We start from the raw sequence: 12,642 nt of genomic DNA, 5'->3' as shown, positions 1-12,642 counted from the left end.
ATTTTGTTACATCCATCTTATCATAAAGGAATAACTCTTGCTTTTGTTTTTAAAGTAATTAAGCTTTTTGATTAATCAAACGTTTGATTCTAATAAGCCACCGTTTCTTGTTATTAAATCGTCCATTTAATTAATAATCCAGCATGTGCTAGACCACCGCCGAAGCCATATAGTAATACATGATCCCCTTGTTTTAATTTCCCTTCTTTCACTCCGATATCCAATGACAATGGGATCGTACCAGAAGAGGTATTTCCGTAGTTAACTAAACTATATAAAGTTTGTTCGATTGGAAAATTACTTTTCTCGCAAATTGATTCTAGCATTCTTAAATTCGCACTATGGGGGACAAACCAATCTATCTCATTTAAAGTCCTATTTCCTCTTTCAGCAACAATTTTCATCCCATTAGTAACTGTTTTAACAGCCCATTTATAGACTTCTCTACCATTTTGAACAATACAGCCATTTCCCTGTAAGTCAACACCATTCATTTGAGTAGCTAGACTGGTGCAATATAAATGCTGTCCCCCTTCTCCTTCTGATCCGATATGAGAAGAAAGAAAGCTTGGTTTTGTTTCATCATACTCTACCATTACTGCCCCTGCTCCATCTCCAAAAAGAATACATGTTGTACGATCAGTGAAGTCTGTAATTTTAGATAATGTTTCCGCCCCTACAACCAAAACTTTTTTATTTAGTCCTGATGTAACCAGTCCATTTGCTACATATAATCCATAAGTAAATCCTGCACAGGCTGCATTTAAATCCATTGCTCCTGTATTCTTTATTCCTAGTTTAGCCTGCAGGCTGGAAGCCACACTCGGTGTTTTATATTCAGGAGTCATCGTACAAACAATGATTAAATCAACATCATCAACTGTTTTATCGTATCGTTCCATTAAATCAAGGACTGCTTTATAGCTAAGATCGCTTGTAAATTCCTGCTCATCCGCAATTCTTCTTTCCTTAATACCTGTTCGCTTTACAATCCACTCATCATTTGTTTCCACCATTTTTTCTAAATCATTATTTGTTAAAATACGTTCGGGAACGTATGAACCAATCGCTGTAATACGTGCTTTGGAAGTTGACATTCACATCACCTCATTATTCATTTATTTTTATTTTAACACCAATTACTATTACCTGGTACTAATTTTATGCAATTTTATTCTCTACTTTAAAAATATTCGCTCATCTCTCTTTAGAATATGTTTTTTCTTTGTATTTGCTTTACCTATTTTCACCATAAAAAATCCTCACCTTTTTACAAGGTAAGGACTCTTCTACTCATTAAGCTAGCCTATTATTTACTTCTTACTTGATATATCAATCCAAACGGCAACAATTAAAATAATTCCTTTTACTATATACTGCCAGAAGGTTTGGATATTCATCATACTCATTCCATTGTCGATACTAGCCATAATTAAAGCACCAATTAGCGCTCCAACAATTTTTCCTTTTCCTCCTATCAGACTAGTTCCACCGATAACACATGCAGCAATCGCATCAAGCTCATACATATTCCCCGCACTTACGGTTGCTGCATTTAATCTACTTGTTAACAGAACACCCGCCACACCAGCAAGCCCTCCCATCGTAATAAACACCCACAGCGTATTCCATTTTATATTAATCCCTGACAATGCCGCTGCCTCTTGGTTTCCCCCAATTGCATAGACATATCGGCCGAATGGTGTTTTATTTGAAATAAAGATAAAGATTGCAGCTATTGCTAAAACGATTAAGATTGGAATTGGAATACCTAAATACCGATTCAACATATAGGTTGCTAGCAGGATAAAAAAGGAATAAGCTACAGTCTTACCATAGTCTATCTTAGCAGCAGGGATCATTAAGCCCATATTTTTTCGTTTTGTACGATGTTTGGTCGTCCAAAGGAATAGCAAAGCGATACTAACTAATGCAAGAATATATCCAGGAATGTATGGAAAATAACTAGTTCCAATTTTTTTAAAACTATCACTCATTGGTGCGACCGTTTGTCCCTTACTTATACCAATGAGTATACCTCGGAAGATAAGCATTCCTCCAAGTGTAACAATAAAGGCAGGAACAGCTCGGTAAGCAACCCACCATCCTTGCCATAATCCTAAAAGCGCTCCCACAATTACTGCACAAAGGACTACTAAAAAAGTATCCCAATCATACCAGACTTGCAAAATTGCCGCGATTCCTCCTGTTAATCCTACTAATGCTCCAACTGATAAATCAATATGACCTGCAACAATTATTAGCGTCATACCAATAGCAAGGACGGAAATAACGGACATTTGCGTAAATAAATTAGAGATATTTCGGGAAGAAAGAAATTCACCTCCAGTGAAAAAACCAAATATTAATGCAATTAATAGTAAAGCGATAATAAGTGTGTAAGATTGCATATCAACTTTAAAGCTTATTTCTCTTTTCTTGCTCTCTTCAACTGTTTGATGTTGAATATTCATTTTTCTTCCCTCCTGTGGCGCATGTCATAATTTTTTCTTGGGTAGCTTCTTCACGTAAAAATTCGCCAGAAATTTCACCCTCAGCCATAACTAGCACTCTATCTGACATTCCTAATACTTCAGGCAGTTCAGATGAAATAATAACAATTCCGACCCCCTGTTGGACAAGTTCATTAATAATCTTATAGATTTCATATTTGGCTCCAACGTCAATTCCTCTTGTCGGTTCATCAAGAACTAATATTTTCGGGTTATTTAACAGCCACTTACTTAGAACTACTTTTTGTTGGTTTCCACCACTTAGTTGTCCAACTCTTGCTTCTAAGCTCGGCGCTTTTAACTTCATTTTTTCCGTTATATCTGTTGCACTTTTCACTTCTAATGCCTGATCAATAACATTTAGCTTAACAACTTTATTTAATGCCGCTAACGTCGTATTTTTTGTTATATCCATTCCTAACACAAGACCGTAGCGCTTACGGTCCTCTGAAACATACGCTAATCCTTCTTTAATTGCATCAGCCGGTTTTTGGATATTTGTTTCTTTTCCATCTATGATGACCTTTCCTTCTTTTTTTCCTTTGAATCCACCGAAGAGACTAATAAATAATTCTGATCGTCCGGCTCCCATTAATCCTGAAAATCCTAAGATTTCTCCCTTTTTAAGTAAAAAGGAAACTTGATTAATGATTTTATTTCCTTGCTCATCATAGACAGTATAGTCTTTCACTTCTAAAATATTTTCTTTACTAATAGCATGCTCCTCATATGGGAACAGTTCTGTTAATTCTCTTCCAACCATCTTTGTGACTATTTTATCCTCTGATAATTCCTCAATGGAATTAGTGCTTATCGTCTGGCCATCTCTTAATATGGTGACCGAATCAGCAAGTGACATAACTTCTCCTAATTTATGAGAAATATAGATGCAGGTAACTCCTTGTGAACGTAGATCTTGCAATAAATGGATTAAGATTTCTACATCACTTTCTGTTAAAGCAGCAGTTGGTTCATCCAAAATGAGTATGCTTGTTTTTTTCGTTAAAGCTTTTGCTATTTCTACCAGTTGCTGTTTCCCGACTGTTAAATCGGCAACTTTTGTTTGCGGATCAATATTTAACCCAATATGATCGAGCCACTTTTGGGCCTCTACATAAATTTCATTCCAATTGATTATTCTTTTTCTCATTAACTCATGACCAAGAAAAAGATTCTCGGCTACTGACATTTCCCCTACAAGCGCAAGCTCTTGATAGATAATACCAATTCCTGCCTCCTGCGATTCTTTAATAGATTTAAACTGAATTGTTTGACCATTAATGATGATGTCACCTTCATAGGTTCCATGTGGATAAACGCCACTTAAGATTTTCATTAATGTTGATTTTCCCGCACCATTTTCTCCGCAAAGGGCATGAATCTCCCCCCTCTTTACGGAAAAAGTAACATTATCTAAAGCCTTAACACCCGGAAATTCTTTCACAATCCCTTCCATTTGAAGCGCATATGTGTCCATTATTCATTCACCACCTATTAGTCAGGGAAAGCATTAGCTGCTCCCCCTTTAATTAAATATTTTGAGACTTACGGACGTTCTGGTCGTTCATTTTCTGGAACATTTTTATAAATATCATCATAAGAATGGAATCCATCTTTAACAACAGTGTCAACAATGTTCTCTTTACCTACTTTAATTGGATCCAATTTTATAAATGGCACATCTATCTTTCCATTATTAACAGTTGAATCAGATGACACTTTTTCTCCTTTTCCTAGTTGAACAGCTACTTCAGCGCTCTTTGTTGCAATTGCCTTAATTGGTTTATAAACGGTCATTGTTTGAACACCTTCTGCAATACGCTGCACTCCTGCTAAGTCTGCATCTTGGCCAGAGATAACTACTTTTCCAGCTAAATCCTGTGCTTCTAGTGCTTGAATTGCTCCCCCGGCAGTACTATCATTAGATGCCACTACTGCATCAATATCATTCTTATTGGCAGTTAAAGCGTTCTCCATAATTTTTAATGCTTCATTTGCATCCCAATCTTTTGCCCATTGATCACCGACAATTTCAATATCACCTTTATCAACTAGCGGCTGAATAATATTCATCTGTCCTTCTCTAAACATCTTGGCATTATTATCAGTTGGTGATCCTCCCATTAAGAAATACTTTCCTGAGGGTACTTTTTCAACAAGATACTCTGCTTGCATTTCCCCAACCCGTACATTATCGAATGAAACGTAGGCGTCAATATCCGTGCCATTAATTAATCGGTCATATGCTAACACAGGAATCCCTTCGGCCTTAGCTTGATCTACTACCGTTGACAGGGCATCTGAATTGATAGCAATAATAACTAGTGCATCGATACCTTGTGAAAGCATATTTTGTATTTGCGATAATTGTTTTGCCTCATCACCATTTGCTGATTGTACTAACACATTTGCTCCTAGCTCTTCTGCTTTTTCAACAAAAAAATCACGATCATGTTGCCAACGCTCTAATGTTAAATCAGAGACGGAAAGACCAATTGTAATCTTCTCTTTTTCTGTTCCCCCTTCATCCTTATTTCCTTTCTCATTTGCTGGTGTGCCATTTGCATCCTGTCCACACGCAGCCATGATAAACATTAGAGATAGAATAAGTACAAGCGAAAGAAAACTGTTACGTTTTTTCATAAAAATACCCCCCTAATTTTTAAGTAATTGATAAGATTGAATTCCTTTTCTATTAGTAAGACATAAGTTGATTGCCGAATATGAAGTCGGCCCTCGGTACGTATAGGCGAGTAGAAATGACTTCGTTTCTTCCCTCCTCCAAACCGTTTGTAAACCGCTTTCATACAAAGAATATATTTTTTCCTCCCTATTGGAAATGGAATATTTTTTATAATCCTTTAATATTTTTCGAAGTTCCTATTTTCTTCTTCAGTAAGGAAAACTTAGATCTGCTGAAGTTTTACTGCTATTAAAAGTGGAATAAAAAAACACTCATCATGGATGAATGTTTTTTGCATAGTGTTTCACTACAATTTTTTTGTTGTTAATCCTCCCCACTATTTTACTCATTCCGATACTGGGTAGGATTAACTCCTGTTACTTTTTTAAATACGGAGCTAAAGTAATAAGCATCTCTATACCCTATTTGTGCGGCAATTTCTTTAATACGTAAATCTGTATTCTTGAGCAGCTCTTTGCCCTTTCGGATACGTAAATTTGTTAAATATTCACTAAAATGTTGGGAAGTGATGTCTCGAAATAATATGCTTAAATAGCTGGGACTTATATTAAATTTACGGGATAGGCTCGTTAGGGAAATATTCTCGGCAAAGTTTTCATTCATGTACTCCTTCATTTCCGCAATAAGCCTGTCTATTCGATTACCGCGTTTTGATTCGATGAAGGAATGAATAGCGGAATAAAAGGAATATAAGCAATCCTCTATTTCTTTATAAGTAAAATTATTCTCTTGATTAAAGATAGGTAGTCCCGTTTCTCCGAATATTTCGTTCACATCGTACCCTTGTTCATTTATTGTCTTACAGGACATAAATACGATATTATTAATGGCTGTTGCCACTGCTTCATATGGAATACTTTCATTCTTAAGTTCTGCAAGCAATTCCGCTACGTCCTTTTTTACTTCTTCAAAGTCACCTGATTTTAAATCCTGATAAATTTTATGATTTACTATTTTGTGTAATTGCTTGCTGTAATAAGTATGGTTGCTGATAATATTATGATAGAAATACACATCGCCAGAACCGTGAATTCGACTTAATGCAGCTGCAGAACAAGCTTCTTCATAGGATAAATGTAAATCAAGTAATTGATTATACTTATCTCCTATCCCAATTATTAAAGTGAAGCCTTTTTCCTGATCTTCTTTCTGAATAACCTTTCTTAGTTGATGTCTAATACCAATATCTTCGAAGACAATTAACACAATTTGATCCATTTTATAATTTAAGATATAGCCCTTTTCTATCTGTCCACGTTCAGAGAACTGCCCCCATTCTTTTTCCAGCAGACGAGAAAGTCGCTTATAGATCGATACATTAAATAAATACTTATCATTTTCCTCCATTTCACTTCGATCTGTTTGAAGTTGTTCAATATTTAGGACGGCTACAAAAAAGGAAGCATTCTTAAGATGTTCCATTTCCATATATTTCAGGTTATTATCTAGATCTCCCACAAAACTATTGGTCAGGAGATTCTGGATTAGTTTTTCTCGTAAAGAATGCTTATTTTCTTGCAATTGTCTCTTCATTTTTTCTATATTTTCTTGTTCTCCCTTATCCCGAATCAAATCATTCTTTACATTTAATACGAGTTTTAATAGATTCTTAGATTGAAAAGGCTTTAGCATATAATCACAAACCTTTAAAGTAATTGACTTTCTTGCAAAGTCAAAGTCTGCATGACCTGAAATAATGATTACTTTTATTTCTGGATAAAACTCTTTTACATGTTTTGTTAGTTGGATGCCATCCATTTCTGGCATTTTGATATCGGTAATCAGAATATCAATATGGTTTTCAACTAATATTTTTACTGCTCCTGAACCATTTTCCGCTTCAAATACTTGTTGGAAACCATGACTTAACCAATTCGTATTATTGATTATTTTGTGACGAATCATATCTTCATCTTCTACAACCAATAAATTAAACATAGGATTCCTCCTCATATTTTTACAATAGGTAAAATGACTGTTACAGTTGTTCCCGCATTTGGTTTACTTTTAAAATAAATCCCATACTCCATTCCATAGGTTAATTTTATTCGCTCATTCACATTTCGAATGCCAAAATATTCATTTTCATCCTCTATTTTTTCTATTCCTGTTAATACATTATTAATGTGATTCACCTTTTCAGCTGTCATTCCCACCCCATTATCAATGACTTCCAGAACCACTGCCCCCTCCTTTTCTTTGCCTTTAATTTCAATTAGCCCCCTTGTTTTCATCCGTCGTACACCATGATAAATCGCATTCTCTACTAATGGCTGCAAAATAAGCTTGACCGTCTCATAATTTAATATCTCTTCGTCTACTTCTACTTTTGTATCAAATTTATTAAAAAAGCGAAATTCCTGAATCGTAAAATAGTTACGAATATGCTCGATTTCTGCACCAATAAGAATGATATCCTTTCCATGGCTTAACGATGTTCGAAAAAACATGCCAAGTGCTTCTATTAAATCTAGCGCTTCTTCAATTCGCTCTTGCTCTAATAATCCAATAATCGAGTCTAATGTATTATAAACAAAATGAGGCTTTATTAATTCTTGTAGTGCTTTCATCTCTATTTTGCGAATTTTCACTTGATCATCCATCGTTTTTTGAACGAGCCATTGAATTCGATTCATTAATTCATTAAAACTGCTTGCTAGTTGCCCTATTTCATCGTTCGTTTTGACTTGTGCTCGAATGGCTAAATTATCATCTGCAAACCGTTTAATTGTTCTGCGCAAATCACGAATTGGATTTGTTAAGATATTCGTTAAATAAATACTTATGAGCACAACGACCAGAAGGCTGCCCACAGCAATTACAAGGGTTATCTGCCGGATTTTATTTATGTCTTCATTAAGTTCATCTGCATAAGTGACCCCAATAATATTCCAACCTGTAATCTCAGATTGTTTAAAGTTAACAAGATAATGTTTTCCCTTTACCGCTTCTTCAAATGATCCTTTATCTGAATTTAACCATCTATCATTGTTCATTAGTTCCTTTATAAACATAGGATGACTAGTATCTGCCGGAAAAAATTCTACCTCCCCTGTTCTATCTATAAAATAGACATACCCTTTCTCTCCTAATTTGATATCGTTTACAATTCGATTCAATAGATTTACATCAATATCAATAATCAAATAAGCTGGTTCACTTAAACTAGGAGATAAAATTTTCTTTCCAATAGAAAAAACATTGCGATTAAACATATCCATATAAGGTGATTTTACTGCAAATTGCGCTTCATCTATTTTTCGCATATTCGTAAAAAAAGGATCATTCATATCGCTCCAATATACGCCTTGAGCGCTTATTGTCTCTCCTGTATGAGAAATGATTCTTATATCCACTAAATCGGATTTCATATTCCTAATTAGTTCTATCGTTTCCCATAAACGAACAGTATATTTCTGTATCCCATCTATATCTCCTGCCTCATTCAACCTTAAGTACTGAATTGTGTAATAATCATCATAGATTTCTAGAATATTCTCGATATCTAAAATGTATGTTTCGATATTTTTATCCACACGCTGAATTACTTCATTGGTATAAACATTGATACTGTTTTGGAGATCATTGATGTAATATTGATAGGAAAGATAACCAAGAATTAATAACGGGATAAGACTAAGTGCCAAGAAGCAGACAATCATTTTTGTTCGGATACTATAAAGATCGATCCATTTCAGCCATTTCTTCATTTATTTTATCTCCCACGGCTTTTTTCTTTTTAACAGTTCTTCATAATTATCTGCATTGCCGTATTCCAATCCCGTATATATCATCGTTTCTTTAACTTTGTCCCCATTAATTAATTTATACATGTTTTCAACACTTAGACGTCCCATTTCCTGAAAGTCTTGTCCAACTAGCGCATCTGCTAATCCTTTATTGGCAGCAAATACTATTGGATAAAATGTATCAACAATCACAGCTATACCGCCAGTTTCTTTCCACCTTTTATATGAAATCATCCCTTCAGGAGGAGAAAATAACGGCCATGCTCCAGCACTAAAAAACAAATCAAAATGAGGATTCCTTTTCACATAATTCTCTAGAAGCTCTGAAGCGCGATTTATGTCATCATAGGATTCTACCATATCAACAAACTCTAAATCTAATTCTTCCGTTGCATCTTTAAATCCTTCGATTCTCTCTTGCATATTGACACTTTCCTTCACCCCAGTCATAATCAAAACTCTGAGATGACGCTGATGCAATTTTTTTTCTTTTACTATTTTCACCAAAGATTTTCCACTTTCTTGTCCAAGTTCATAATTATTCGTTCCAACATAAAATGCCCGATTGCTAGCCGGTGCATCGGAATCAAAAGTAGCCACCTTTATCCCTTGTGATACTGCTTTATTGATAAGCGGAGTCATTTTCTTGGTATCCAAGACACTGATAACAATGCCATCTACCTTTCTTTCAATTAAGCTCTCTACTATTTTTGCTTGCTCCTGACTATCGACTACCATCGGGGCCAACCATTCCATTTTCACCCCTAACTGAGAGCTTACTCGTTCTGCTTCTTCCTTTGCTTCTATGAAAACTGGATTATCAAGAGACTTTGTAACAAAGGAAATTATCTTTTCCTTATCTTGATTAAGCAATGGCTCTTTATAGATCGCTTGTTCATGGGGGTTATTTTTGATACGAATGCTAGTTGCCTGTTTATTTTCACATGCACTAACGAATATAAGCAGAATTACAAACAAGATATAGCCTTTGTTTTTCATACTTTCTTCCCCTAACCTACTCATTGATTGGTCTAGCTCATATAAAATTAAAGAAAGGTTACTCTATAAGCAGCCTAAATGAAACCGCTACCAAAATTATAGTTAGTAAATAAAAAAGAAGACACCAATTTAGTTGAATTAAAATGAATTGTTTTTAAGAAATTTTTTACAGATGACGAAATACATTATTGCTAACAATATTTTCTATTTATAATGATGTGTTTGTCAATATTAAAGTCACCAATTCTTTTGAACTGGTGACTTTAATATTAGAATATGAACTCAATCGATTAAGGGATAGAGGTCTATACTTTTCAAATTGCTTTTCTCTTAGGAATTAAAATCATAAATCTTTCCTTTAATCAAATATCCCGTGCTTTCCGCCATATTGGTTATATGGTCAGCTGTTCTTTCCAAATAACGGTTGATAAATAATAATTGAACAAGCTGATTTGTTTCTTCGGGATGTTCACTTAAATAGGCTGTCAATTTTTTATAGGTTTCTAAATAATAATCATCCACTTTATCTTCTAACTTACTTACTTCCTTTGCAAGGACAATATCTTCCTCTATAAAGGATTTTACTGCTTTTTGCAGCATTTCGATTGATAGTTCCTTCATTTTCTCTAAATGGGTTAAATCCAGAAGAGAAGTTGCTTTTCCTATCTTAATTGTTGCTTTAGCAATGTTTACAGCAAAATCAGCTACTCGCTCAATTTCGGATGAAATTTTGATAACACCAATTACAACACGTAAGTCTCTTGCAACAGGCTGTTCCTTCGCCATTAACCAAATTGCAAAATGATTAATTTCAGATTCTAGATTATCAATGTCATTATCTTCTTCCATTACATTTAAAGCAATTTCTACATCTTGCGCTTTTAATGCATCAAAAGCCTCTTCTAACTGAGTAATGGACATTTCACCCATTTCACTAATTTTTTGTTTTAACTCGCCTAGCTTCTTCTCAAAGTTTTCTCGAATGACCATTAGTTCCTCCTATTATCCAAATCGACCTGTGACATAATCTTCTGTCCGCTGATCTCTAGGTGTGGAAAAAATCTTATTTGTTTCATCGTATTCAACTACTTCTCCGTTTAAGAAAAAGGCTGTTTTATCGGAGATTCTTGCTGCTTGCTGCATATTGTGTGTAACAATAACAATTGTATAATCCTTTTTCATTTTTGTAATCAGCTCTTCTACCTTCAATGTAGAAATCGGATCTAAAGCAGAAGTAGGCTCATCCATTAAAATAATATCTGGTTTCATTGCAATTGCACGAGCTATACAGACACGCTGCTGCTGTCCACCCGATAAGCCAAGTGCAGATGTCTTTAAGCGGTCTTTTACTTCATCCCAAATCGCAGCCCCACGTAAGCTCTCTTCGACAATTTTATTTAATTCTTTTTTGTTTTTAATGCCTTGCATTCTTGGACCATAAGCCACATTGTCATAAATACTCATCGGGAATAAATTCGGCTTTTGAAAAACCATGCCGACTCTTGTACGAAGCTTAATAACATCATTGGAAGAATAGATATTTTCTCCATCAATAATAATATCTCCTGCAATTTTTACGCCATCGATTAAATCATTCATTCGATTCAATGTTCTTAGGAAAGTTGATTTTCCACAGCCAGAAGGTCCAATTAAAGCTGTTACTTTCTTTTCTTCAATATCTAGGGTTACTCCAAACAAAGCCTGTTTTTCACCGTAAAATAAATTTAGGTCACTTACACTAATTTTTGATGCACCCGTTGTATCTTCTTGACCAACCTTTAAGAATGCTTTCCCTGTTTTCTTTTGACTTTTTTCTGTTACTGTTGTAGTCATAAACATACCCCTTTAAAAATTAGTAGTCTGCTTTGTTTAGCTTTTTCGATATAAATGTTGCGATAAGGTTTATAGCAAGAATAATAACGATTAGCACAATACCAACTGCTGCCGCTAATTCAATATCTCCAGACTCTTGTGTTACTAAGAAGGAATGAACCGTTAGCGTACGAGCGGAGGACAACAGGCCCTCTGGCATGGCAGCAACTGTTCCTGCCGTTAAGAAAATAGCTGCTGACTCCCCAACTATTCTTCCGATAGATAAGATAATTCCTGATAAAATTCCTGGCATCGCACTTGGTAAAATAACTTTATACAATGTTTGCAATCTTGTTGTACCAAGGGCTAATGATCCTTCACGATAAGTAGGAGGAACTGTCTTTAAAGATTCCTCGGTTGTTCGGATAATAACTGGCAGTACGATAATCGTTAATGTCAAAGATGCCGCTAAAATAGACATTCCTAATTTTAAGGTGGTTACAAAGAATACTGCCCCAAATAAACCATAAATAATTGAGGGAATACCTGTTAAACTTTCTGTTGCAAAGCGAATGATTTTTACCAATCGACCTTGTTTCGCATACTCTTGTAAATAAACAGCTGCTAATATTCCAATTGGTGTAGCAATCAGCAAGGAAATGACAATCGTATAAATTGTTGTGACAATCATCGGCCAAATTCCACCGCCGCCACTTGGAGAATAGTCACCAAAAATAAAATCGAAGCTGAGCAAGTGAGCTCCTTTATAAAAGATATAGCCAACAATCATAACGAGAACAGCAACAGATAAGAAAGCAGAAAACCAAAGAAGGCCGCGTAACAAGTTATCTTTCATTTTTCTCAT

General features: G+C 35.0%; 10 protein-coding genes. All 10 read right to left on the bottom strand.

The window, feature by feature from the left end:
- Positions 1-113: 113 nt before the first annotated feature.
- The 10 genes from C2I06_RS22820 to pstA all read right to left on the bottom strand — a co-directional run bounded on the left by C2I06_RS22820 (position 114) and on the right by pstA (position 12,642).
- On the bottom strand, positions 114-1,097 hold the full coding sequence (locus C2I06_RS22820; RefSeq protein ID WP_095330874.1) for a ketoacyl-ACP synthase III: 984 nt from the start codon (positions 1,095-1,097) through the stop codon (positions 114-116).
- Positions 1,098-1,313: 216 nt separating this feature from the next.
- Positions 1,314-2,474: a sugar ABC transporter permease gene (locus C2I06_RS22815; RefSeq protein ID WP_123258928.1), complete on the bottom strand. Its 1,161-nt coding sequence runs from the start codon at positions 2,472-2,474 to the stop codon at positions 1,314-1,316.
- The gene (locus C2I06_RS22810) at positions 2,449-3,990 is read right to left on the bottom strand and encodes a xylose ABC transporter ATP-binding protein (protein WP_123258927.1); all 1,542 of its coding nucleotides are present in this window, start codon (positions 3,988-3,990) and stop codon (positions 2,449-2,451) included. Before C2I06_RS22810 ends, C2I06_RS22815 begins: the two co-directional genes overlap by 26 nt.
- A gap of 68 nt (positions 3,991-4,058) precedes the next feature.
- Positions 4,059-5,156, bottom strand: coding sequence for a D-xylose ABC transporter substrate-binding protein (gene xylF, locus C2I06_RS22805; RefSeq protein ID WP_123258926.1), 1,098 nt, complete (start codon positions 5,154-5,156; stop codon positions 4,059-4,061).
- 382 nt (positions 5,157-5,538) lie between these two features.
- A complete protein-coding gene (locus C2I06_RS22800) occupies positions 5,539-7,155 on the bottom strand; it encodes a response regulator (RefSeq protein WP_164463767.1) in 1,617 nt (538 codons plus the stop codon).
- Positions 7,156-7,166: 11 nt separating this feature from the next.
- Positions 7,167-8,927 carry a sensor histidine kinase gene (locus tag C2I06_RS22795; protein ID WP_123258924.1) on the bottom strand — a complete coding sequence of 587 codons (1,761 nt, stop codon included), beginning with the start codon at positions 8,925-8,927 and terminating at the stop codon, positions 7,167-7,169.
- Positions 8,928-9,965, bottom strand: a complete 1,038-nt coding sequence (locus C2I06_RS22790) for a substrate-binding domain-containing protein (protein WP_164463766.1) — start codon at positions 9,963-9,965, stop codon at positions 8,928-8,930.
- 330 nt (positions 9,966-10,295) lie between these two features.
- On the bottom strand, positions 10,296-10,955 hold the full coding sequence (gene phoU / locus C2I06_RS22785; protein ID WP_123258922.1) for a phosphate signaling complex protein PhoU: 660 nt from the start codon (positions 10,953-10,955) through the stop codon (positions 10,296-10,298).
- A gap of 12 nt (positions 10,956-10,967) precedes the next feature.
- Positions 10,968-11,798, bottom strand: coding sequence for a phosphate ABC transporter ATP-binding protein PstB (pstB, locus tag C2I06_RS22780; protein WP_095330859.1), 831 nt, complete (start codon positions 11,796-11,798; stop codon positions 10,968-10,970).
- Between the two features lie 19 nt (positions 11,799-11,817).
- Positions 11,818-12,642 (bottom strand): phosphate ABC transporter permease PstA, encoded by an 825-nt coding sequence (gene pstA, locus C2I06_RS22775; RefSeq protein ID WP_095330857.1) that lies wholly within the window; start codon positions 12,640-12,642, stop codon positions 11,818-11,820.

The organism is Niallia circulans, from assembly GCF_003726095.1.
Classification (GTDB): Bacteria; Bacillota; Bacilli; order Bacillales; family Cytobacillaceae; genus Niallia; species Niallia circulans_A.
Note: the sequence above shows the minus strand (reverse complement) of the source record. Positions and strands in the feature narration are given on the sequence as shown.